Below are 22,821 nucleotides of genomic sequence, written 5' to 3'. Positions count from 1 at the left end.
TATCGCAAAGGAGAAAGGCATGACATCCAGTCGCAGTGAAAAAGACTCAATGGGCCCGATCGACGTCCCGGCAGATAAACTGTGGGGGGCACAGACCCAGCGTTCACTTGAGCACTTCCGCATTTCTACCGAGAAAATGCCCACCGAGCTGATTCGGGCGCTGGCGCTCACCAAGCGCGCGGCGGCAAAGGTCAACGTTGACCTCGGCCTGCTGCCCGCAGAGCGCGGCACGGCTATTATCGCGGCCGCCGATGAAGTGCTGGCAGGAAAGCACCCCGGTGAGTTCCCGCTGGCTATCTGGCAGACCGGCTCCGGCACCCAAAGCAACATGAACATGAATGAAGTGCTGGCGAACCGCGCCAGTGAAATTCTGGGTGGCGTGCGCGGGATGGAGCGACTGGTGCACCCGAACGACGACGTGAACAAAAGTCAGAGTTCGAACGACGTTTTCCCGACCGCCATGCACGTGGCGGCCATTATCGCGGTTCGCGAGCACCTGTTGCCGCAGTTAAACGTGCTCAAACAAACGCTGGCCAAAAAGGCCGATGCGTTTAAGGATATCGTCAAAATCGGCCGTACCCACCTGCAGGACGCCACGCCGCTGACGCTGGGGCAGGAGATCTCCGGCTGGGTGGCTATGCTTGAGCATAACCTGAAGCATATCGACCATAGCTTGCCGCATCTGGCGGAGCTCGCATTGGGCGGCACGGCGGTGGGTACCGGGCTGAACACGCATCCTGAATATGCGGTGCGAGTGGCAAAAGAGTTGGCTGACTTCACGAAGCAGCCGTTTGTGACGGCGCCAAACAAATTTGAAGCATTAGCCACCTGCGATGCCCTGGTTCACGCGCATGGCGCGCTGAAAGGGCTGGCCTCGGCGATGATGAAAATTGCCAACGACGTTCGCTGGCTAGCTTCCGGCCCACGTTGTGGGATTGGCGAGCTGTCGATTCCTGAGAACGAACCGGGCAGCTCCATCATGCCGGGGAAGGTGAACCCGACCCAGTGCGAAGCCGTCACCATGCTTTGCTGCCAGGTGCTGGGCAACGACGTGGCGGTGAACATCGGCGGTGCGTCCGGTAACTTCGAGCTGAACGTTTATCGCCCGATGGTTATCCATAACTTCCTGCAGTCCGTTCGCCTGCTGGCTGACGGCATGGAAAGCTTCAACGAGCACTGTGCGGTGGGCATCGAGCCTAATCGCGAGCGTATCAGCCAGTTGCTGAACGAGTCGCTGATGCTGGTGACCGCGCTCAATACCCATATCGGCTATGACAAAGCGGCAGAAATTGCCAAAAAAGCCCACAAAGAGGGGCTGACCCTTAAAGCATCGGCGCTGAAACTCGGTTATCTGACCGAGGAAGAGTTCGACGCCTGGGTTCGCCCTGAGGATATGGTCGGCAGCATGAAGTCGTAATTTTACGCTTCGCAGTAAAGGTGCAGCCGCGGGATAATCAGTCTCAGCGGCTGCGCTTTAGGCTTATAGCGATGCTGAATATTTTCGGCATCGTAGTTCAGCAACTCTCCTGTGTCGGGAGGCGTTTCGCCACTCTCCTGCTTACACAAAACAATCAGCGGAGAAGGGCAGGCATATTGCACCTGTTTCTGCTGTGCCTGATACCACACGCGGGCCACAGGTTGTACCTTGACCGGCCGTTTGATTTTTAGCCGTATACTTTCCGGCAGCCTTTGAACATCATCGATTTCCTGCGCTACGCGCTCGGCCCACTGTTCTTTCGTCCACGGCGGCACGGCTCGCCCGGCATTCAGGCTTTTTTCTAACATCTCAAGCACCTGCTGGCGGCTAAGGTTTTTGACAATCTGTTTATTCGCCCAGCCAAAACGTACCGTGTCCGGCGTTTCGAGCAGGGTGATGGCGCGGTAGGCGTTCAGGGTGAGCAGGCCGGGAATATGGTGGTGAACCCATTCAAAACGCTGGGCGGAGGGAAGCTCCGACTCGACGCTGATAATCTGCTCGAGCGCGTGTTTCAGCCTGTTGATATCTTCCAGAAGCTCGAACGTTTGTTGATATTGCTCTGCGTTAACCGAATAACAGAGCACGCCGGGTAAACGCACGGCGGCCTTGGTGCTGGTTTTTTCCGACTGCTGCTGGATAAACAGCCGGGTAAAGTGGGCAACTGCAGCCTGATGCGCTTCCTGCCCGACGTACTGGGTGACTTCAATCTTAGAGAGCGGATCGTGCTCTTTGCTTTTTTCTATTTCCGGCAGCGTAAAGACGCGTCCGCTGAGCAGCCGGAGCTGACCGAGCTGTGCCTTGAGCATCGCCAGGTGCTGTTGCAGCTCCCTGCAGGTGGACGTTAAGCGTTCAATAAGATCGTAGCGGGGCATAGCGACTCACATTAGTTACAACATACTAATTAACTGTAGCAATGGGTAACCACATCAGCAATAGCGTCGTTTGTGTTCACCAGGGAAAAACAGGCCCGATAGCACGCTCGGGCCGGAGAATTCAGGAGAGATAGGTGGTGTTTATCGGCCATGCAAAACGGAAGCTGGCACCGCCCAAAGGGCTGCTTTCAATGGTGACGTGTCCACCCATCGCCACGGCAATAGAGTGGACTATCGCCAGGCCAAGCCCGCAGCCGCCGGTTGCTCTGTCCCGACTGGGGTCGAGGCGAACAAAAGGCTCGAATACGCGGTCGCGCTCTTCTTCCGGGATACCGGGACCGTCATCTTCAACCTGTAGATAGGCAATATCGTCTTCTCTCCACAGGCTGATACGAAGCTGCTGCTCACTGTAACGCAGCGCGTTATTGATCAGGTTATCCGTGACTCGTTCCATGAGACGCAGATCCAGCGCGCCATAGTCAATGGCGGTGACGGTATCTGTTTCTAGCGTAATCCGGCGCTGACGGTGAATGAGCTGTACGTCGGCAATATGCGTTTCCATCCAGTTGGCAAATTTGACGTGCGCCAGATGAAGTTCAGTCTGCGGACGGTCGAGGCGGGCGTATGTCAGTAGCTCGTCAATCAACGCCTCTAACTGGCCAATATCCCGATTGAGCGCCAGAGATTCCTCTTCGCTGAGGTTGTCGCTCATTTCAAGGCGGTAACGCAGACGAACGAGTGGGGTACGAAGCTCGTGTGCAATCCCGTCAATCAGTTGCTTCTTACTGGCAATCAGGGCATTGATGTTATCGGCCATTTGGTTGAAGGCAATGCCAAGTCGTTCAAAGCTTGAGGCGTTATCAAAATGAATGTGCTCATCCAGGTGCCCTTTACCAAATCGCTGGGCGGCGCTTTCCAGTTTGAGCATGTCCTGCCAGTGTGGGCGCATCCAGATAAACACCGGGAAGGCGAGTGAGATGGCGATAAAGGCAATCAGGCCAATATCCAGCAGTCGCATCTGGTGCAGATAAAAGAGGTAGGGGATCGGGCCGACGGCCAGCACGTAGTGGCTGCGGGGTATCCGCTGGATAAACGTATATTCTTCGTCCAGTGCCACGATCTCGCCTTCACGCAGGTGGCGAGCGGCAACATCATCGAGTTTGAACTTGCTCATCGGCTCAATATTGAGCTTAAAAGAGAGATTCAGGTCGAGATCGTTGATGGTCTTATTCCAGTCCCGTGGCGGAATTTCACGTAGCTCGCTGCGCATCAGGTACAGCGAGCTTTTCATTAAATCATCCAGCGACTGGCGGCCCGCCCGCTCGGCGGTGAACTTATACACCAGCCCGACCAGCATGGTCATCACCAGGAAGCAGACAAACAGCAGAAGATAAAACTGTACAAACAGCTTTTTCATTAAATTTTACCATTAAATCAATTGGTTGATTGTGTCGCCTTCATCCCTGCAGGCGCTATGGTGCATTATATCTTCCCGGCCGCTGATTGCATTATCCAACGTGATTTTGTGTTTCATCGCTTTGCCAGTAAGGGATAGGGTACGGATAAATAAAGTGCTATTTTTTTAGGATTTTTCTTGTATTAAATCTATCTCTATCTAAAATTAATACGATTTATCATAAGCCACTTCACAATAAATTTATTATAGCTGTTCGTTCATAAGGAATATGAAAATGACCAAGAAATGGGGTTTCGCTGTTATCGCGGTTCTGGTTGCTGCTGGCGTGGTTATGGTTTCTGGCTTTACTTCTTCCGTGCCTCCTTACGTTTCCGCTGCACAAGACCGGGTCGAATCCTATCTTTCCTATAGTTTCGGGCCGCAGCATTGCTCAAGTAACAAACAGCAGAGTGGGGAGTGGGATATTCTCTGCATTACTCAGGATGGTTCGAGCCAATTTGCTTACAGCGTCAATGATGCAAGTGATAAAGCCTATGGCTTCACGCTTACCGCGTTGAATGACAGGGCCAGGCAAACACAGAACGTCGATCTACTGACTTATCTTGAAATAAAATCTCTATAAATTAAGTGATTATCTAAAACCCGCGTCGGCGGGTATTTTTATCTCTAACGCGATTATTAAGCTTCGCTTTCCCAGGCATGAGGGGCAAATAAATAGCCTTTGTTGCGAACGGTTTTGATACGGAAAGGCTCTGTCGCATTATCGAGTAACTTTTTACGCAGACGGGAGATAGCCACATCCACGCTGCGATCCATTCCATCGTAGGTCACGCCGCGCAGATTTTTTAACAGGGCATCGCGATCCATTATCTGTCCAGCATGCGTTGCCAACTCCCACAGGAGATCGAAATCCGCGGTAGACAGCACGACATTGTCATCCCCCAGCGTCACCTGGCGGTTCAGCGGGTCAATGCACAGCGTGCCAAAGCGGATAGCTTTATGCGGTTTAAGGTTACTGGTGGTTGTCTCGACCGTTTGTTGCGCTGAAACGCGCTGGCGCAGATGCAGACGAAGCCGTGCCAGGAGGACGGCAGGCGGCGTCGTTTTCAAAATATAGTCATTAGCACCCATCTCAAGTGAGAGGATGTGGTTCATATCACTGTCTAATGACGTCAGCAGTACAATCGGGCCATCCCACTGCGGGCGAAGATCGCGACATAGCGTCATGCCATCTTTTCCTGGCAGCATAATATCCAGTAGTACCAGGTCAGGCTGCTGTTGCTGGATAACGGCCTCGGCGCGATCGCCGCGGGTTTCGACAATAACGTCAATGTCATGTTTCCCGAGATAAGCGGCTATCAGGCCACCAACCTCAGGATCGTCTTCCACGTAAACTATTTTGCTCATAATCCGCCGCGTCGGCTTTTAAAATTTGAACATACAATGATGCAATAGATTACACCATTAATGGTTGGTAAACAGCGTTAGCGTAGGTGTCGTCCGCCGTCTACTGCATGGCTTCTGCCGGTGACATAGCGGCTGGTCAACAGATACTCAACCAGACTCACAATTTCCTGTTCGCCGGGGGCGATTTTCATCAGCGATTTGTTCAGCGAGCGCTGGCGATAGTCAGCATCATCCCCGTCGTTAAACATAATCAGCGCTGGCGCGATGGCGTTGACCTTAACTTCCGGGGCCAACTTTAGCGCAAAAGAGAGCGTCATATTTTCAAGTGCCGCCTTACTGGCGGCGTAGGCGATATGTTTGTCGCTGCCGCGTGCCGCGACGTAATCGGTCAGATGGATAATATCGCTGCCGGCCTGCCCGTGCCCGCGAAGTAAGTCTTCCAGTTCATGATTAAGTAAATAAGGTGCTGCCACATGAACCTGCATCATTGCCTGCAGTGTATCGCCTGGCGCAGTCTCGCGGGTTTCCGGCTTCCATTCGCTGGCATTATGGATGATGGCCCGCAGAGCAGGCGTGTGCGACTTCACTCGTTGAGCGAATTCAAGGATGCCTTCGTTTGTTGAAAAGTCGGCGTACAGGCATGTGACGCCAGCCTGTTCGAGTTTATCGACAGCAGGATGGCGCGTGCGGTAACTGACAATTAACGGCTGAGATTTAGCCAGAAAATGCTGAGCCAGTGCCAGGCCGATACGCTGGCCTGCACCGGTGATAAGAATGGGTCGGTTAATAGCTTGGCTCCCCTGATCCAGAATCGCTGCCGGGGAAGCATTCGTTACCCCACCAGCAGCCACGTTGCCGGAAATGCTGCCAGCAGCATTAGACAAATCATTGTACGCTCTTTTAAATTTAGCGACTTTTCGTGCGTATGGGTACGGCGTGCGTAAATAAAGACTAATAATCCAGGCGCATACAGCACGACTGAAAGCAGCAGATGCATCGGGCCCGACGCGTAAAGTAGCCACAAACCGTAAAGACAGGCGCCAACACCAATCGCCTTGTGCAGAGGACGGGTAGCAATTTTTAGTAGATAAGCGCCGACCAGGAAATAAGGCACCAGAATCATTTCTGAGGCAATGGTCAGCAGCGTGTTGTAGTCCGAGCCGGTCAGCCAGATCAGCACGAGGCATACCTGCACGCTGATGTTTGTCAGCCAAAGGGAAGCCGACGGTGCGTTGTTTTTATTCTGCCGGGCGAACATTTTGGGGAAGGCTTTATGGGTTGCCGCCAGCAGTGGCACCTCTGCAGCCATAATTGTCCAACTCAGATAGGCGCCGCACACGGAAACAATCAGTCCGGCCGCAATAATCACTTCGCCCCATGGCCCCATCATTTCGACCATCAGCCCCGCCATTGACGGATTGCGCATTGCGGCGAGTTCTGGACGAGCGACGACACCGAGAGAAAGCAAGGTGACCAGTAAATAGACACTTAGTGCGGCAATAACGGCCAGCAGCGTGGCTCTGCCAACGTCTTTTTTATTTCTTGCACGCGCGGATACCACGACGGCACCTTCCACGCCGATAAAGACCCAAAGGGTAATCAGCATGGTGTTTTTCACCTGTTCCCAGACAGGAACGCCGAGTTCAATACCGGTAAAATCGAGAGAGAAAGTGGAGAGCTTAAAGGCAATGATCGCCAGTACCACGAACATCCCCAAAGGCAGGAGCTTCGCAAGGGTTGCGACCAGGTTAATGCTGGCCGCAGTTTGTACGCCTCGCAGTACCAGCCAATGCACCATCCATAACAATATGGAAGCGCCGACGATGGATTGCCAGGTATTGCCATCGCCGAAAAAGCGTAGTTCAGGGGTGTCAGTAAAGAAACTCAGTGCCGAGAACACAATGACAAGATAAGAAACGTTGGCGATCACCGCGCACAGCCAGTAACCCCAGGCTGAGAAAAAGCCGATAAGCTCGCCGAAACCCTCGCGCGCGTAAGTAAATATCCCGCCGTCTAAATCGGGGCGTAGTCGGGTGAGTACCAGCATCGCCAAAGCCAGCAAGAGAATACCTACGCCAGTGATCGTCCAGCCGATCAGCAACGCAGCCGGACTCGCAACGCTCGCCATGTTCTGCGGCAGGCTAAATACACCCGCACCGAGCATGGAGCTTAATACCAGCGCGGTTAGCGCGGCGAGACCAAGTTTCTTTTCCATAGGTATCCTGTTGAGGTCTGAAGTGAACCAGCATAATTATTTTGCTTTTACGCATAAAAATGGAGGATCACGCTAAGGCGCGGGATTTTACGGAGTGTGTACACTGCTTGCAATGCGTGTGGTGCGATAAAATGATTTGGGCGCAAAAAAAAGGCAGCTTTCGCTGCCTTTTGGGATGTGGTGTATCTTATTTAAACAGGTCTGCGCTGATGGTGATGTTGCCACCACGTTCCTGCCACTGGCGAGTAATGTGGTAGAACTTAGCCCCTTTCTTCGCGGCACGTTTCGCAACCTGATAGGAGATCTCCGTCATGTTGCCGTAGTTACCGGTGAACTGAACGCTATCGAACGGAACCATTTGCGCTGCAGTGATTTTATTCACTTCTTCAATTTTGGTGCCGTCTGGCAGCGTAACGGTGTAACGGCCACCTTTAGATGACTGGGTTTCAAAGAAGCGGCCAACATCACTGGACGGCGCTTCAGAAGAGGCAATACCCGGAATTTCTACCTGCTTAGCGGCAGCGCCACCGGCGGCCAACGCGGCTTTACCTGCTTCAGAGTTAGCCGGCAGTAAATCCGGGCTTTGCACCACGCGTTGTTTAGCATCAGCTTTATAAATGAATGCTGTTACGCGCTGGTTGCCGCCCTGGTTCGCGTCAACCTGACGAACGATAAAGAACGAAGCGGCACCTTTGTCACGCGCAGCTTTGGTGATGGCGTCATTCACTTCCGGTTGGCTGCGATAGAAGCCCTGGACGGTGACGGTATCGAAAGGCTCAAGTTTGAATGCCTGATCTTTCGGCAATTCAACAACGCCATTAATGACGCGATTTTTTACTGCATCGGCTTTTGGTGCATCAGCTTTGTAGACATCTGCGACAACGCGGGCGTTGCCACTTTCGCCGATGAAGTTTGTGTCCAGAACGTAGAATGATGCAACGCCCATGTCATCGGCACGGCGAGAAACGGCAGCCACGGCATCGCCGATAGAGTTGAAGCGTCCCGTGACGGTAATACGCTCGTACGGCTTGAGAGCAGCAGCTTGATCTGGCGTCAATTCAGTCGCCGCCTGAGCGGACAGTGAGGTGACAGAAATAAGAGCTGACGCCAGAAGGGTGTTCTTGAGATTCATAAAAATAATCCTTCGCCTTGCGCAAAATGAATACAGATACTTCTCTGATAAAGACCGATTAGTCGCCGATTATGGCTGGAAATAACGTCCTTGTCTGCGCCATTTTTCACGCCTTGTGCCTTCCCGGGGCGGAATAGCAGCAGCAAACGTTATTAAGTTAAAAAAAGAGACGTTCACCGGTAAAACTGATAAATCTTATGACTTATTTGGTTAATATGTTGTTAAAAATGAGTTTTATAGCGGCGCAGAATCATGTCATACCGCCTCGCTTAAGCGTATTATCAGGCCTCCGCGTGTAAATAGAGATTAAAATGACTGCCTGAGTGTGTGATGGCTGAATTTTTGCGATAAAAATACAAATACCCGGATGCGGATGTAGATCACAATCGTTATTTTCAGTAGGTTATAAAAAGTTTGTTACAGATGTATTTTTTGTTGAAGTGGTAATGGAACAGATATCTGCCTGCATATACGGGCGGATGCTTGCGTCTGGCCATGGCAAGGTCTGGCAAACCATCATCAAAAACAGATGGAAGGGAATACTATGCGTATTGGTGTACCAAGAGAGCGGTTGGCCAATGAAACCCGTGTAGCCGCCACGCCGAAAACGGTAGAGCAGCTGATTAAACTGGGGTTCAGTGTCGCCGTTGAAAACGATGCGGGTAAACTGGCAAGTTTTGACGACGAAGCGTTTGAGCGCGCGGGGGCGATCGTTGCCAACAGCGCTGATGTTTGGCAGTCGGACATTATTCTTAAAGTTAATGCGCCGCTGGATGACGAAATTGCGCTTGCTCGTGAAGGTTCGACGCTGGTCAGTTTTATCTGGCCGGCGCAAAACCCGGAGCTACTGGAAAAGCTGGCGACGCGTAACATCACCGTCATGGCGATGGATTCCGTGCCGCGTATTTCACGTGCGCAATCCCTCGATGCGCTGAGCTCCATGGCTAACATTGCTGGTTATCGTGCGATTGTCGAAGCTGCACATGAGTTTGGCCGCTTCTTTACCGGGCAAATCACCGCTGCCGGTAAAGTCCCGCCAGCCAAAGTGATGGTTATCGGTGCGGGTGTTGCGGGCCTGGCAGCCATTGGCGCGGCCAACAGCCTCGGGGCCATTGTTCGTGCGTTTGATACCCGCCCGGAAGTAAAAGAGCAGGTGCAAAGCATGGGCGCCGAATTCCTCGAGCTGGACTTTAAAGAAGAAGCCGGCGGCGGGGATGGCTATGCGAAGGTGATGTCCGAAGCCTTTATCAAAGCCGAAATGGCGCTGTTTGCGGCTCAGGCGAAAGAGGTGGATATCATCGTCACTACGGCACTGATCCCAGGCAAACCTGCGCCGAAGCTGATTACCCGTGAAATGGTAGATACCATGCAGCCGGGCAGCGTGATTGTCGATCTTGCGGCACAAAACGGCGGCAACTGTGAATACACCGTTGCGAATCAGGTTACCGTGACGCCTGACGGCGTGAAAATCATTGGTTATACCGATCTGCCGGGTCGTTTGCCGACCCAGTCTTCCCAGCTTTACGGCACTAACCTCGTAAACCTGCTTAAACTGCTGTGCAAAGAAAAAGACGGCAATATCACCGTTGATTTTGATGATGTGGTGGTGCGCGGCGTGACCGTTATCCGCGAAGGTGAAGTGACCTGGCCTGCGCCGCCAATTCAGGTGTCCGCTCAGCCTCAGGCCGCAGCAAAACCAGCGGCAGCTCCGGTCGAAGAGAAAAAACCAACGTCGCCATGGTTTAAATATGGCCTGATGGCACTGGCCATCATTCTGTTTGGCTGGTTTGCCAGCGTGGCACCAAAAGAGTTCCTTGGCCACTTTACCGTCTTTGCGCTGGCCTGCGTAGTGGGTTACTACGTGGTGTGGAATGTCTCCCATGCTCTGCATACGCCGCTGATGTCGGTAACTAACGCCATTTCGGGGATAATCGTGGTGGGTGCGCTGTTACAAATTGGTCACGGTGGCTGGGTTAGCTTCCTGAGCTTCATTGCGGTACTGATCGCCAGTATCAATATTTTTGGTGGTTTCACCGTCACTCAGCGCATGCTGAAAATGTTCCGGAAGAACTAAGGGGTAACACATGTCTGGTGGATTAGTGACAGCTGCATACATTGTTGCCGCGATTCTGTTTATTTTTAGCCTGGCTGGCCTGTCAAAACACGAAACCTCAAAGCAGGGCAACCTGTTTGGTATTGCGGGGATGGCGATTGCGCTGGTGGCGACCATTTTTGGTCCGGAAACCGGTAACGTGGTGTGGATTATCATCGCAATGGTGATCGGTGGGGCGATTGGTATTCACCTGGCGAAGAAAGTCGAAATGACTGAAATGCCGGAGCTGGTTGCTGTGCTGCACAGCTTTGTGGGCCTGGCGGCGGTTCTGGTTGGCTTTAACAGCTACCTTGATCACGGCCCGGGCCTTGAGCCGATCATGGAGAATATACATTTAACGGAAGTCTTCATCGGGATCTTTATCGGGGCCGTCACTTTTACTGGCTCTATTGTCGCCTTCGGCAAGCTGCGCGGTAAAATTTCGTCTAAACCGTTGATGCTGCCAAATCGTCATAAGCTCAATCTGGCGGCACTGGTGGTTTCCTTTGCGCTGCTGCTGGTGTTTGTGCGTACTGAAAGCGTGGGGATGCAGGTTCTTGCTGTGCTGGTGATGACGATCATTGCGCTGGCCTTTGGCTGGCACCTGGTGGCTTCCATCGGTGGGGCAGACATGCCGGTTGTGGTGTCAATGCTTAACTCGTATTCCGGTTGGGCTGCCGCGGCTGCGGGCTTCATGCTCAGTAACGATCTGCTTATCGTCACGGGGGCGCTGGTAGGTTCTTCTGGTGCTATCCTGTCTTACATCATGTGTAAGGCGATGAACCGTTCGTTTATCAGCGTTATCGCTGGTGGTTTTGGGACCGACGGTTCTTCAACTGGCGAAACGGAAGAAGCGGGTGAACACCGTGAGATCAGCGCGGAAGAAACCGCAGAGATGCTGAAGAACTCCACGTCGGTTATTATCACTCCAGGCTACGGTATGGCGGTGGCTCAGGCGCAGTATCCGGTGGCGGAAATTACCGAAAAACTGCGTGCCCGCGGAGTCAAAGTGCGTTTTGGTATTCATCCTGTCGCAGGGCGTCTGCCGGGCCATATGAACGTACTGCTGGCTGAAGCCCGTGTGCCGTATGACGTCGTGCTGGAAATGGACGAGATCAATGATGATTTCGCCGATACCGATACCGTGCTGGTTATCGGGGCTAACGATACTGTTAACCCGGCCGCTCAGGACGATCCGCGCAGCCCAATCGCCGGTATGCCGGTGCTGGAAGTGTGGAAAGCGCAGAACGTGATTGTGTTTAAACGCTCAATGAATACCGGTTACGCAGGTGTGCAAAACCCGCTGTTCTTTAAAGAGAACACCCAGATGCTGTTTGGCGATGCCAAAGCCAGCGTGGAAGCGATTCTGAAAGCGCTATAAGCGTCAGCTATCTTGTGAAAGCCGTCCTAAGGGGCGGCTTTTTTTTGTCTGCCCTGAGCAAAGGGCTATCCCGGCCGTAATCAACAATGCGCTTATCACATGAAAAGCATGTAGAGGGACATTCAAAAAGAGGATGCTGAACGCGCCGCCGCTAAGTGGAATCAGGTGTGAATAGATCTCTCCACGTGTTGCGCCAATGGCCAAAATTCCTTTATTCCAGAGCAGATATGACAGCCATGAGGGGAAAATAACCAGGTAGGCCAGCCCGGATAAGAAACGAGTATTCAGGTAAGGGCCACTCAGTGAATGTGGCTGATGAACGAGCGTAAAAATAAAGAGCGGAATCAGCACCAGCGCGCCAATCACAGCGCTGACGGCCACAAAGGCATTGCCGCCGATGGTTTGGGGCTTGAGCCGTAAAAATGCACAATACAGCGCCCAACTTGCCGCCGAGCCCATCGTCCAGGCATCCCCCTTGTTCAGGTTTTTTAGTGTGTCGATATGCAGCAAATCACCCTGCATCACCAGATAGAGCACCCCTGCTGAGCTGAGCAGAACGCCCAGGATGTTTCGCCGTGAGATGGTCTCTTTGAACACCAGTTTATTGATGAGCAGCACCAGCGCCGGCGTGGTCGACAGGTAAATGGCAGCGTTAAGCGAGGAGGTATACTGCAGGCCTATATACAGCGTCACCGGAAACAGCACCTGACCACAAAGTGCCAGAAAAAAGACAGTTCCCCGGGCTTTTACCATTTCCGGCCACTGGTTTTTAACCTGCACCCGGTAAAGAGCCATCAACAGCAGGGCGGTCGCTAACCAGCGGGCTTCGGAGAGAATAATCGGATCAACCTGAGTCACCAGCAAATGCCCGACAACGTAGTTGCCCCCCCAAAACAGGGCGGCGAGACTGAGTAATAAATACGGCATAGAGAAATTTCCATCTTTGGGAGCTGACAGGATGTTGTGGATATCGCTTCTATCTATACTTACGATAAGACATGCGGCCAGCTTGATACATTAAAGTGGATACAGGCGCCTGATGGCTTGATTTTTAAGGCATGTAGTGCTTGCCTGTCGACACGAAAAGGATAAGGACGAGCGAGCTGCAAAGCTAATTCATCTTTTTTATTTAAAGGTATCGTTTTTATCTATGAAGTTTACTCTGCGGCAACTGGAATTTTTCATCGCTTTAGCACGCACGAAACAGGTTTCTAAAGCGGCGACCTACTGCCATATTTCGCAGTCCTCAATGACGGTGGCCATGCGAAATCTGGAAGAAGCGCTGAACAGTCAGCTTTTTCTGCGCCAGCCTAAGGGCGTGCAGCTTACACCGTCCGGCGAGCGCTTCCTGCTTCATGCCCGCAAAATTATCAGCGACAGTCAGCATGCTATCGAGGATTTGCAATTCCAGCCTGAGCTGGCTGCGGGAGAGATAACAATTGGCATCGCCAGGACGCTTTCGGCCTATTTACTGCCGGCAATTATCAGTGAAGTCGAACAGCACTTTCCCCTGATGGTCATTCGCTTTGTTGAAAACGAGCCAGCCAGACTCATCGAACAACTCCGGTACGGAACTCTGGCGTTTTCCCTGGTGCTTACGTCGAACATTAGTCACGACGCGGGACTGAACGTTGAGACATTTATTCGTTCGCAGCGCCGTCTATGGGTTGCTCAGGGGCATCCGCTGCTCAGCCAGCCGGGTGTGAAACTGACCGATATTGCAGGCGTGCCGTTTATCATGCTGGATACAGATAAATACCCGGACGTCATTTGCCAGCATTGGCAGGCGAAAGGAGGGCAGCCAAATGTTGTTTTTACTACCACGTCTTTTGAAACCGTGCGCAGTCTGGTAGCAAAGGGAAGGGGCGTAACTATTTTATCCGACCTGGTCTATCGTCCCTGGTCTCTTGAGGGGCTTCGGGTGATGAGAAAAACGATAGAAGATAGCTCAACTTACATGGATGTGGGTGCTGTAGCCCTGAAGGAAAAACCTCTGGCGGAAAATGACCGAATGGTGCTCGATTACCTGCGGGGTATTATTATCCGCCTCGATGATAACGCCTGATTTGCAAATAAAAATCCCGCCGGTAATCAGCGGGATTTTTCGCTTAAACGCAGAGCAATATCAGTCGTCTTCCGGGTCATCCATCTCAACCGGCGTCTGGTAATCGTCCGGTTTTATCACCAGCAAATCACAGCGCAAATGGTCGATAACCTGCTCCGCGGTATTGCCCAGGAACGCGGCGGAAAGCCCCGTGCGCCCAACGGTGCCGAGCACTACAATCCCGGCCTCAAGATGTTCTGCTAAGTCAGGGATTACCTCTTCCGGCAGGCCTTTCTCGACGTGCGTCATTTTTTCGTCAATGCCATATTTTTGTCGCAGAGCCTTCATGGCCACAAGATGCTGGCCGCGAATGGCGTCGTTATATACGCTTGGGTCAAAATCAGGTAACTCAATGGCAATATTGATTGGCGTGACCGGATAGGCTCCGATCAGGTGAACTTCGGTGTGGTTAACATCATCCGCTAGCTTCAGCGTCTCTCTCACCAGTTTTTCATTCAGCGCGTTGTGGTAAAGCTCTTCGCTGGCAAGATTCACTGCCACCAGCGCTTTGCCGCCTTCCGGCCACGGCTGATCTTTAACCATCCACACCGGGCAGGGGCATTTACGCAACAGGTGCCAGTCGGTGGGCGTGAAGATCACGGCTTCCAGCTTGTCATGCTGGTGCGCCATTTTCAGCAGCAGGTCGTGTCCGCCAGCGATCACTTCCTGGATGATGGCTTCGAACGGGCGGTTATGCCACACCACCTTAATATCAATAGGAATACCGGCTTCGATGTAGTAGTGCGCCTGCTGTTTAATCCAGGCCGTTCGCTGGCTGATAACCCCTTTGCGCATAGCGGTGCGTTCATCAGGTGACAGAAGCGTGGTCATTTCGTAGGAAAAATCATAGATAGGCAGGAAGGCTTTGATCCTGCCGCCAATCCGTTGATGCAAATAAACAGCACGCCGCAGGGCAGGTTGATCGTCCTGGTTGGGATCAATCGCGACTAGCATGTTTTGGTAGTTTGCCATACAGGTCTCCTTACAACTGCTTAACCACAGTCTGTGAAGTAAGATTAACCCATAAGAAAGGAATGAAACAGGTGGAGAGCCCTTGCCGGATCAATAAAAGGGATAAAAGCCGATCCGGCAAAGGAGAAGGTTATCAGGCAACGTTACGCGACTGGCCCGCAAGGTCTGATAACAGATCGATATTCTCGATAGTGATGTACTTGCCTTTTACCGCCAGCATACCGTTTTTCTGGAAGCGTCCCAGCAGGCGGCTGATGGTTTCTACCGTCAGACCCAGATAGTTACCGATATCGCCACGGGTCATGGTCAGGCGGAACTCACGCGGTGAGAAGCCACGCTGCGCAAAGCGGCGAGAAAGATTGTAGATAAACGCCGCCAGGCGTTCTTCGGCATTCTTTTTCGACAGCAGTAAAATCATGTCCTGATCGCCTTTAATTTCGCCGCTCATCAGGCGCATCATCTGCTGGCGCAGGCTCGGCATTTTGCCAGACAAATCGTCGAGCGTTTCAAACGGGATTTCACAAACCATCGACGTTTCGAGCGCCTGAGCGAAGCTCGGGTGATGCCCTGTGCCAATGGCGTCAAAGCCGACCAGGTCACCCGCGAGGTGGAAACCGGTGATTTGCTCATCGCCTTGCTCGGTAATGGTGTAGCTTTTGATGGTGCCGGAGCGGATAGCGTACAGCGATTTCAGTTCATCTCCTGCTTTAAACAGGGTTTGTCCCTTTTGAATCGGCTTTTTACGCTCGATGATATTATCAAGCTGATCGAGTTCATGCTCATTAAGCGTGAAGGGGATGCATAATTGACTGATGCTGCAATCCTGGCAATGGATAGCACAACCGCCAGACTGAATTCGTCGAATAATACGCTTTTCAGGGATCATAGATATGCTCGGACCGTAATTGATATTGGTCAATTTTAACATCTTTTTCGCGATCAGGTAAGTCTGGCAGAACGTTATTCGGACAATAATAAAGGTAGGAGGTTTTAAAAGGGCCTTCATCTTGTTGAATTCCCTAAAACATTAAAATGCAGCTACTCTGTTTTGGAATAAATAGCCGCACTTTTGGCACCATTACAGTAATAAATAACCTTCATGACGCAGTAGCCACTCTTTCCGCGCCACGCCGCCTGCGTAGCCTGTCATTGTGCCGTTTCGGCCAATGACACGATGGCACGGCACCACGATGCTGACCGGGTTTGAGCCGTTCGCGGCACCGACCGCGCGCGCGGCTCCAGCGCGGCCAAGCTGTTCTGCCAGTTCGCCATAATGCATCACACGCCCGCAGGGAATATCACGCAGAGCCTGCCAAACCTGACGCTGGAAATCCGTGCCTGCCGTCGCCGTGGGCAGAGTATCAATCACCGCCAGATCGCCGGCAAAATAGTCACTCAGCTTGCCGCTAAGGTTCCCCGGGTTGCGGCTGCTAACGCGTTGAAATCCTTGTTTCCCATAGTGAATGTTCAGCAGCTGTTCCATGCGGTCGCTGTGTTCTTCCCATTCCACGGCCCGAAGCCTGAACTGCTCGTCGCACAGGATCCACAGCGGACCAAGCGGGGTGTCAATCTTATCTTCCAGTATTGTCAGCACGGTATTACTCCGTTTTTAGTCGGGCCTGAGCGAATGCGCGGCCCATTTTGAGGCTGAAAAGATAACATAGCCCCAATGACGCCATCCAGACCTCAAAAGGATTATCACCACATCTAAATTCCCAGTCGAAGACTGAAAAATAATGGCCGGGCGCGGAGAAAAAAGTTTGATAATTTTCCTGACTCATCACCCGAAATAGTTAGCGTCTGGCTGTCTGATTGCGGCAGTGATTATTTTCTCGGGGAAGGGAATAATAATTTCTTTTACGGCCATTTGATTTACGTTTTTTTAACGCAAATGCAAACTTTATATTCTCATTTTAAAGAACCAGTGACATAAATAATTTGCCAACTATTCTGGAATATCTCCCACGGCTGTCCCGTTGAGCCTCAGGCAGGGCGGGGTTATAGTAGCGGCAGCTAACTCAGGAGGATTGACCGTGAACCTTGACGACAAATCGCTGTTTCTTGACGCCATGGAGGATGTCAAACCGCTGAAAAACTGTGCGGACAGCCAGTGGATCAAACCTCAGAAAGAGAACATTGGCGTAAAGCCAGACACCTCTCAGTTGGACAACTTTCTCACTACCGATTTTCTGGACATCATCCCCCTCGACACGCCGCTGGAGTTCAAGCGTGAGGGCCTGCAGAGTGGCGTGCTGGACAAACTCCGTCTCGGAAAATACAGCCAGCAGGCAAGTCTTAATCTGCTCCGCCAGCCCGTGGAGCGCTGCCGGCAGATGTTGTTTGCCTACATTATGCAGGCTAAGCAGGATGGCCTGCGTAATCTGCTGATCGTGCACGGCAAAGGGCGAGAAGATAAATCCCACGCCAACGTGGTGCGTAGCTTCCTTGGTCGCTGGCTGGCCGAGTTTGACGAAGTCCAGGCTTTTTGCGCGGCGATGCCGCACCACGGCGGCAGCGGGGCCTGCTATGTGGCGTTAAAAAAATCAGAGCAGGCCAAACTGGAAACCTGGGAAAAGCACGCCAAACGAAGCCGTTGAGCAGCGAAATGGCGGCAACTTCACTCAGGACGGCATTGATTTACGAATCGAGGACAGCAAAATTTGCGCGGCCGTTGAGAGCTGAGTGTCCACCCGCGTCAGAATACCAATAGGCTCTCCAACGCCTGGGATCGGGACAGGAAGAGCGGTCAGAGTGCCCTGGCGTAAATCGTCCTTCACCGCGCCGGAAGGTACAAACCAGACATAGTTGTAGTCGACGGTCAGCTGGCGGGATAGCGAAGCCGAAAGCGTTTCGATGCAGGTTGAAGGCAGCTTGCAGCCCTGTGACGCGAGCAAAGATTCCGCGTTATCGCGCGGCACCGTGCCCTGCGGGGAAACCACCGCAGGCCATTCCATCACCCGGCTAAGGGTAATATTTTCATGCAGCAGCGGGTGGTTAGGGCGAACAACCAGCTTGAGAGACTCAAGGAACAGCAGTTCATAGTTCAGGCCCGTCATCAGCTCAGGATCGGACATGCGCCCGATGCCTAAATCCAGTTCCCCGGACTTAAGCCCCGCCAGCAGCATGGTGTTATTCATGGTGCCAACCTGCAGGGTGACGTCGCTCTGTTGCCTATGAAACTCGCCGATGACCGCCGGTAAAATACCCAGCGCGGCGGTAGGCAGGGCGCCAATCCGTATCACATCAGAAGGCCGGTCTTCCCGGCGGACAAACGACTGCCCGGCATGATTCAGGGCATCCAGCACTTTTACCGCATGGGTTAAAAACTGTTCTCCGGTGAGCGTTAGCTGAGCGCCTAACCGCCCGCGTTCGAACAGGCGTGTACCGGTAAGCTGCTCCAGCTCATTAAGGGTTTTGGAGAGCGCCGGCTGGCTCAGGTTAAGAGTTTCAGCCGCGCGACCCAGTGTTCCCTGCTGAGCGACGGCCACGAAAGTATGTAAATGGCGCAAGCGAATGCGCTGACTGAAGAGACCATTTTTTTCCATAAGCAATGTTAAAAACAGTCCGGCGGCGCTGACAAGCCTCGGTGTTGAATTTTGATAACTTCATTGCAAAATATTATTAACATTTTGTTATGGCCAGGGTCATAACCGCTTTAAATCAGAGAAGATTTTTTCGACAACAGGCGCTATTTTGCTGAAAAGTGGCGCCGGTCTGCAGATTTTAACGCGGCCTGTTTTAGTTAATTTTTTGTTAATTTATACTCTTTGTGGCAGGCATTCTGCATAACGCTGCGTTATGTAATGTGCTGAAAAAATTACTTTTTAGGTGCTGCAAAGCAGATCACAAAATGGAAATTCTTCCTGATAAGTGATCCACCAGGTTCTACGCTTTCAGCACTATCCACTGGAGGCATGACATCATGGCGAACACCCTCACGGCCGATGAGATTCGGGACAAATTTTCGCAAGCTATGTCGGCGATGTACCAGCAAGAAGTTCCGCAGTACGGCACGCTGTTAGAACTGGTGGCGGATGTAAACCTGGCCGTACTGGAACACGATCCTGAGCTGCACCAACAGCTGGAAAATGCCGACGAGCTGGCAAGATTAAACGTAGAGCGCCACGGCGCGATTCGAGTCGGTAAGGCCGAAGAACTGGCGGTGCTGAAGCGAATTTTCGCGGTGATGGGCATGCATCCGGTGGGCTACTACGATCTTTCGCAGGCCGGCGTGCCGGTGCATTCCACCGCTTTTCGTCCGATTGACGACCAGGCGTTGGCGCGTAATCCCTTCCGCGTGTTTACCTCTTTATTGCGGCTTGAGCTTATCGACAACCCGACGCTAAGGGCGCGTGCTGCCGCCATTCTCGATAAACGCGACATTTTCACTCCTCGCTGCCGCGAAATGCTAGATCTCTACGACAGGCAGGGCGGATTCAGCGAGGCCGAAGCAAACACCTTTGTGGCCGAAGCGTTGGAAACCTTTCGCTGGCATCAGCATGCCACGGTTGACGCCGACACATACCGCGCCCTACACGACGAACATCGCCTGATTGCCGACGTGGTTTGCTTCCGTGGCTGCCACATTAACCATCTCACGCCGCGCACGCTGGATATCGACCGCGTTCAGGCGCTGATGCCGGAGCGGGGCATTTCGCCCAAAGCCATTATTGAAGGTCCGCCTCGCCGTGAACGGCCTATTCTGCTGCGGCAGACCAGTTTTAAAGCGCTTGAAGAGCCGATTCTGTTTGCCGGTGAGCATCACGGCACGCACACCGCCCGTTTTGGTGAGATTGAACAACGCGGCGTGGCGCTGACGCCCAAAGGCCGTGCGCTGTATGATGAACTCCTGCTGGAGGCGGGTAACGGCACGGACAACCTAAGTCACCAGCAGCATTTGCAGGAAGTGTTCAGCCGCTTCCCTGACAGCGACGCGCTGCTTCGCCGTCAGGGGCTGGCCTATTTTCGCTACCGCCTGACGCCGGTGGGTGACATGCACCGCCAGTCCATCAAACCGGGTGACGATCCGCAGTTGCTGATTGAGCGCGGCTGGCTCATCGCCCAGCCTATCATCTATGAGGATTTCCTGCCGGTTAGTGCGGCGGGCATCTTCCAGTCAAATTTAGGCAGTGACGGAGGGCAGCGGCAGCACGGGCATTCCAGCCGTAGCGAGTTCGAAACGGCGCTTGGCGCGGCGGTGGCCGATGAATTCAGCCTTTATCAACAGGCGGAAGATCGCAGCAAACGGCGTTGCGGTTTATTGTAAACGCGTTACCCTGCTGGAATGTCAGTCACAAGGAACAGCAGATGGAACACGTTGTTAACGTCGCTCAGGGTCAACTGAGCGGCGTCCTTCAGGGGGATATTGCGGTGTATCGCGGTATTCCCTTTGCCATGCCCCCCACTGGAAACCTGCGCTGGCGAGCGCCTCAGCCGCCAGAAAACTGGCAAGATATTCGCGTCGCCGATACTTTCGCTCCGGCCTGCTGGCAAAGTCTGGAATACTGTAAAGCCGTCGGCGGCGGCGATCCTGGCCAGTTCTCAGAAGACTGCCTTTACCTCAATATCTGGACGCCCGCCCGGCGAACGGGCAAACCTTTGCCGGTGATGGTCTGGCTGCACGGTGGCGGTTATACCATCGGGGCCGGTTCTTTACCTCCGTATGATGGCACCGCGCTGGCCTCGCGGGGCGTGGTGTTAGTCACGGTGAACTACCGGCTCGGGCATCTGGGCTTTTTTGCTCATCCCGCGCTGGATGAAGAGAACCCCGATGGGCCGATACACAACTTTGCCTTGCTCGATCAGATAGCCGCGCTGAAATGGGTGCAGGACAACATCGCCGCTTTTGGGGGAGATGCTGCCAACGTTACACTGTTTGGCGAGTCAGCAGGCGCTCGCAGCGTGCTTTCTTTGCTGGCGTCGCCTTTAGCCAGCGGTTTGTTCCACAAAGGGATTATACAAAGCGCCTATACGCTGCCGGATGTTGATCGCCGTAAAGCGTTGAAGCGCGGCGTGGCGGTGGCGGAACATTTTGGGCTGAAGAATGCGAACGCTGAAGCGCTACGTTCCCTTCCCGCCAGTGAGCTATGGGCGCTGGAAGCCCCGCTAAATATCGGGCCAACGCCCGTCAGCGGTGACATTGTTCTGCCTGAACCGATGCTGGACACGTTTTTTGCCGGACGGCAGCACCGCATGCCGCTGATGGTGGGCAGCAACAGTGATGAGGCGAGCGTGCTGAGCTACTTCGGGATAGATCCCGCGGGGCAGGTTGAGCTTCTGCGCCGGGAAAAGCGTTTTGGCCTGGGGCTTATCAAGCTGCTGTATCCCGGCGTTAAAGGCGATGCTGAGCTGGGGCGTCAGGTGTGTCGGGACATGGCGTTTACCACGCTGGGGTTTGTGGTAATGCAGGCGCAGCAGCGTGCAGGCCAGCCCTGCTGGCGGTATTATTTTGACTACGTGGCGGAGGCCGAGCGTGAAACCTACGCCAACGGCACCTGGCACGGTAACGAAGTGGCTTATGTCTTTAACACGCTGCAGCTTTCCCCGCCGGCCAGCGAATATGTGACCGAACGAGATCTGCAGTTTGCCGCTCAAATTGGCGATTATTGGGTTAGCTTCGCCCGCAGCGCCGGGGCGCACAGCAAAGCGTTACCTGGGCCGTTAAGCTGGCCTGCCAGCACCAAAGGGCGGGACCGCACGCTGCGGCTGGGCGTTCATCTGCGGGCGCAGTTTAAGGTCGAAAATCGCTTTATGCGGCTGAGAATGCAGTTATTTAAGCGAGTGATGAAACACCACGTCAGTCTGGACTGAGTAACGCATTGCAAAATGCTTCCAGCCCGGCGGCGCCTTCGCTGCCGGGTTTCACCGCCAGTCGATAACTGGCCCCGGTTTTTACGCTCCCGGCAAAAGGCCGCACTAACCGCCCGGTACGAAGATCTTCGGCCACCAGCGTTTCGTCTGCGATGGCTATCCCAAACCCCTGAATGGCGGCGCTGATCGCCAGATCCATGGTGTCGAAATGCTGATTTTTCTGCATCATCTGCCACGGTGGCGAAGGGGTATTTGAAAGCCATAATGACCAGTCGGTGCGATCGCGAGTCGGGTGCAAAAAGGTTAGTCGCTCCCAGTTGCTTGTCTCCGGCGGCAACAGTGCCTGACTGATAACCGGCGTCAGCCTTTCTTCAAACAGCAGCGCGCCGCTTTTGGCCTGCTGACCAAACACAATGGCGGCATCAAACGGCTCATTTTTGAAATTGACGCTGTGCTCTACCGTGGTCGTCAGCGCGACCTGAATCTCCGGCATACGTTGCTCAAGCTGAATCAGTTTCGGCACCAGCCAGCGCATGGCGCAGGTGGGGGCTTTAAGACGAATAATTTCAGGCTTATGGCAGGCTCGGTCGGCCACATCCAGCAACGTGTTGAAGGCGCTCTGGAGATCGGGGAGCAGGGCGCTGCCCTGCGGCGTGAGGCGTAATCCGCGTGCATGGCGCTCAAAAAGCGCGAACCCCAGCCACTGCTCCAGCGCCGCAATTTTACGGCTGACGGCGCCCTGGGTCAGGCAAAGTTCTTTTGCCGCCCTGGTGAGATTCAGGTGCCTGGCCGTGACCAGAAAAGCATCGAGGGTATTAAGGGGAAAATTACGCCGGGTCATGATGCTCTCCGCTGAGCTATGCATTTTTTGCATGGCTATTATGACAACAATTCGATTGTCGTGGCAATCGCCGCAAGATTGAATAGTTATGCAAATCGCAT

Annotated in this window: 20 protein-coding genes; 8 read left to right on the top strand and 12 right to left on the bottom strand. The window is 53.3% G+C overall.

Annotated features, from left to right (window positions below):
• Window positions 1–19 precede the first annotated feature (19 nt).
• Window positions 20–1,417: a class II fumarate hydratase gene (fumC, locus tag B9Y90_RS15765; protein ID WP_085541795.1), complete on the top strand. Its 1,398-nt coding sequence runs from the start codon at window positions 20–22 to the stop codon at window positions 1,415–1,417.
• A gap of 2 nt (window positions 1,418–1,419) precedes the next feature.
• Here the strand turns inward: fumC and tus are convergent, their stop codons facing one another.
• A complete protein-coding gene (gene tus, locus B9Y90_RS15760; RefSeq protein WP_085541794.1) occupies window positions 1,420–2,349 on the bottom strand; it encodes a DNA replication terminus site-binding protein in 930 nt (309 codons plus the stop codon).
• Window positions 2,350–2,470: 121 nt separating this feature from the next.
• Window positions 2,471–3,766, bottom strand: a complete 1,296-nt coding sequence (rstB, locus tag B9Y90_RS15755) for a two-component system sensor histidine kinase RstB (RefSeq protein WP_085541793.1) — start codon at window positions 3,764–3,766, stop codon at window positions 2,471–2,473.
• Window positions 3,767–4,040: 274 nt separating this feature from the next.
• On the opposite strand from rstB, the gene B9Y90_RS15750 reads away from it, so the two are divergent.
• Window positions 4,041–4,388, top strand: a complete 348-nt coding sequence (locus tag B9Y90_RS15750) for a hypothetical protein (RefSeq protein WP_085541792.1) — start codon at window positions 4,041–4,043, stop codon at window positions 4,386–4,388.
• A gap of 56 nt (window positions 4,389–4,444) precedes the next feature.
• On the opposite strand, the gene rstA is transcribed toward B9Y90_RS15750, so the two are convergent.
• The 4 genes from rstA to ydgH form a co-directional block, all read right to left on the bottom strand.
• Window positions 4,445–5,173: a two-component system response regulator RstA gene (rstA, locus tag B9Y90_RS15745; RefSeq protein WP_039292609.1), complete on the bottom strand. Its 729-nt coding sequence runs from the start codon at window positions 5,171–5,173 to the stop codon at window positions 4,445–4,447.
• A gap of 77 nt (window positions 5,174–5,250) precedes the next feature.
• Window positions 5,251–5,961, bottom strand: a complete 711-nt coding sequence (folM, locus tag B9Y90_RS26470; protein ID WP_139827407.1) for a dihydromonapterin reductase — start codon at window positions 5,959–5,961, stop codon at window positions 5,251–5,253.
• Window positions 5,962–6,005: 44 nt separating this feature from the next.
• Window positions 6,006–7,388: an amino acid permease gene (locus B9Y90_RS26465; RefSeq protein ID WP_139827404.1), complete on the bottom strand. Its 1,383-nt coding sequence runs from the start codon at window positions 7,386–7,388 to the stop codon at window positions 6,006–6,008.
• Window positions 7,389–7,575: 187 nt separating this feature from the next.
• Window positions 7,576–8,520, bottom strand: coding sequence for a DUF1471 family protein YdgH (ydgH, locus tag B9Y90_RS15735; RefSeq protein ID WP_085541790.1), 945 nt, complete (start codon window positions 8,518–8,520; stop codon window positions 7,576–7,578).
• A 544-nt stretch (window positions 8,521–9,064) separates the two neighbouring features.
• On the opposite strand from ydgH, the gene pntA reads away from it, so the two are divergent.
• Window positions 9,065–10,594, top strand: coding sequence for a Re/Si-specific NAD(P)(+) transhydrogenase subunit alpha (gene pntA, locus B9Y90_RS15730; RefSeq protein ID WP_176227875.1), 1,530 nt, complete (start codon window positions 9,065–9,067; stop codon window positions 10,592–10,594).
• A 10-nt stretch (window positions 10,595–10,604) separates the two neighbouring features.
• A complete protein-coding gene (gene pntB, locus B9Y90_RS15725; RefSeq protein ID WP_008456379.1) occupies window positions 10,605–11,993 on the top strand; it encodes a Re/Si-specific NAD(P)(+) transhydrogenase subunit beta in 1,389 nt (462 codons plus the stop codon).
• A gap of 3 nt (window positions 11,994–11,996) precedes the next feature.
• Here the strand turns inward: pntB and B9Y90_RS15720 are convergent, their stop codons facing one another.
• Window positions 11,997–12,920, bottom strand: coding sequence for a DMT family transporter (locus B9Y90_RS15720; protein WP_085541788.1), 924 nt, complete (start codon window positions 12,918–12,920; stop codon window positions 11,997–11,999).
• Between the two features lie 136 nt (window positions 12,921–13,056).
• Between B9Y90_RS15720 and B9Y90_RS15715 the strand changes: the two genes are divergently transcribed.
• The gene (locus tag B9Y90_RS15715) at window positions 13,057–14,058 is read left to right on the top strand and encodes a LysR family transcriptional regulator (protein ID WP_254902702.1); all 1,002 of its coding nucleotides are present in this window, start codon (window positions 13,057–13,059) and stop codon (window positions 14,056–14,058) included.
• A 60-nt stretch (window positions 14,059–14,118) separates the two neighbouring features.
• On the opposite strand, the gene uspE is transcribed toward B9Y90_RS15715, so the two are convergent.
• The 3 genes from uspE to ogt form a co-directional block, all read right to left on the bottom strand.
• Window positions 14,119–15,069 (bottom strand): universal stress protein UspE, encoded by a 951-nt coding sequence (gene uspE, locus B9Y90_RS15710; RefSeq protein ID WP_085541786.1) that lies wholly within the window; start codon window positions 15,067–15,069, stop codon window positions 14,119–14,121.
• A 133-nt stretch (window positions 15,070–15,202) separates the two neighbouring features.
• Complete coding sequence (gene fnr / locus B9Y90_RS15705) at window positions 15,203–15,955, bottom strand: fumarate/nitrate reduction transcriptional regulator Fnr (protein ID WP_039292628.1); 753 nt, start codon at window positions 15,953–15,955, stop codon at window positions 15,203–15,205.
• 192 nt (window positions 15,956–16,147) lie between these two features.
• A complete protein-coding gene (ogt, locus tag B9Y90_RS15700; protein ID WP_039292631.1) occupies window positions 16,148–16,663 on the bottom strand; it encodes a methylated-DNA--[protein]-cysteine S-methyltransferase in 516 nt (171 codons plus the stop codon).
• A gap of 439 nt (window positions 16,664–17,102) precedes the next feature.
• Between ogt and smrA the strand changes: the two genes are divergently transcribed.
• Window positions 17,103–17,666 (top strand): DNA endonuclease SmrA, encoded by a 564-nt coding sequence (smrA, locus tag B9Y90_RS15695; protein WP_039292634.1) that lies wholly within the window; start codon window positions 17,103–17,105, stop codon window positions 17,664–17,666.
• Between the two features lie 24 nt (window positions 17,667–17,690).
• Here smrA and B9Y90_RS15690 read toward each other — a convergent pair whose 3' ends face one another.
• Entirely contained in the window at window positions 17,691–18,614 is a 924-nt protein-coding gene (locus tag B9Y90_RS15690; protein WP_039302512.1) for a LysR substrate-binding domain-containing protein, read from the bottom strand.
• Window positions 18,615–18,991: 377 nt separating this feature from the next.
• On the opposite strand from B9Y90_RS15690, the gene hglS reads away from it, so the two are divergent.
• Together hglS and B9Y90_RS15680 are read left to right on the top strand one after the other, a co-directional pair.
• Entirely contained in the window at window positions 18,992–20,335 is a 1,344-nt protein-coding gene (hglS, locus tag B9Y90_RS15685; RefSeq protein WP_085541785.1) for a 2-oxoadipate dioxygenase/decarboxylase HglS, read from the top strand.
• A gap of 41 nt (window positions 20,336–20,376) precedes the next feature.
• A complete protein-coding gene (locus tag B9Y90_RS15680) occupies window positions 20,377–21,879 on the top strand; it encodes a carboxylesterase/lipase family protein (RefSeq protein WP_085541784.1) in 1,503 nt (500 codons plus the stop codon).
• Here the strand turns inward: B9Y90_RS15680 and B9Y90_RS15675 are convergent.
• Complete coding sequence (locus B9Y90_RS15675) at window positions 21,866–22,720, bottom strand: LysR family transcriptional regulator (RefSeq protein WP_085541783.1); 855 nt, start codon at window positions 22,718–22,720, stop codon at window positions 21,866–21,868. The genes B9Y90_RS15680 and B9Y90_RS15675 overlap by 14 nt on opposite strands.
• Window positions 22,721–22,821: the final 101 nt, after the last annotated feature.

The sequence above is a fragment of the Cedecea sp. NFIX57 genome (assembly GCF_900177785.1).
GTDB lineage: Bacteria > Pseudomonadota > Gammaproteobacteria > Enterobacterales > Enterobacteriaceae > Cedecea > Cedecea neteri_C.
Note: the sequence above shows the minus strand (reverse complement) of the source record. Positions and strands in the feature narration are given on the sequence as shown.

What these genes read in the sequence shown, in the direction of transcription:
- uspE (WP_085541786.1), bottom strand. Translation starts at nt 15,069, where the DNA reads ATGGCAAACTACCAAAACATGCTAGTCGCGATTGATCCCAACCAGGAC.
- B9Y90_RS15750 (WP_085541792.1), top strand. Translation starts at nt 4,041, where the DNA reads ATGACCAAGAAATGGGGTTTCGCTGTTATCGCGGTTCTGGTTGCTGCT.
- B9Y90_RS26465 (WP_139827404.1), bottom strand. Translation starts at nt 7,388, where the DNA reads ATGGAAAAGAAACTTGGTCTCGCCGCGCTAACCGCGCTGGTATTAAGC.
- fumC (WP_085541795.1), top strand. Translation starts at nt 20, where the DNA reads ATGACATCCAGTCGCAGTGAAAAAGACTCAATGGGCCCGATCGACGTC.
- B9Y90_RS15675 (WP_085541783.1), bottom strand. Translation starts at nt 22,720, where the DNA reads ATGACCCGGCGTAATTTTCCCCTTAATACCCTCGATGCTTTTCTGGTC.
- B9Y90_RS15680 (WP_085541784.1), top strand. Translation starts at nt 20,377, where the DNA reads ATGGAACACGTTGTTAACGTCGCTCAGGGTCAACTGAGCGGCGTCCTT.
- ydgH (WP_085541790.1), bottom strand. Translation starts at nt 8,520, where the DNA reads ATGAATCTCAAGAACACCCTTCTGGCGTCAGCTCTTATTTCTGTCACC.
- pntA (WP_176227875.1), top strand. Translation starts at nt 9,065, where the DNA reads ATGCGTATTGGTGTACCAAGAGAGCGGTTGGCCAATGAAACCCGTGTA.
- hglS (WP_085541785.1), top strand. Translation starts at nt 18,992, where the DNA reads ATGGCGAACACCCTCACGGCCGATGAGATTCGGGACAAATTTTCGCAA.
- rstB (WP_085541793.1), bottom strand. Translation starts at nt 3,766, where the DNA reads ATGAAAAAGCTGTTTGTACAGTTTTATCTTCTGCTGTTTGTCTGCTTC.
- pntB (WP_008456379.1), top strand. Translation starts at nt 10,605, where the DNA reads ATGTCTGGTGGATTAGTGACAGCTGCATACATTGTTGCCGCGATTCTG.
- fnr (WP_039292628.1), bottom strand. Translation starts at nt 15,955, where the DNA reads ATGATCCCTGAAAAGCGTATTATTCGACGAATTCAGTCTGGCGGTTGT.
- B9Y90_RS15720 (WP_085541788.1), bottom strand. Translation starts at nt 12,920, where the DNA reads ATGCCGTATTTATTACTCAGTCTCGCCGCCCTGTTTTGGGGGGGCAAC.
- B9Y90_RS15690 (WP_039302512.1), bottom strand. Translation starts at nt 18,614, where the DNA reads ATGGAAAAAAATGGTCTCTTCAGTCAGCGCATTCGCTTGCGCCATTTA.
- tus (WP_085541794.1), bottom strand. Translation starts at nt 2,349, where the DNA reads ATGCCCCGCTACGATCTTATTGAACGCTTAACGTCCACCTGCAGGGAG.
- rstA (WP_039292609.1), bottom strand. Translation starts at nt 5,173, where the DNA reads ATGAGCAAAATAGTTTACGTGGAAGACGATCCTGAGGTTGGTGGCCTG.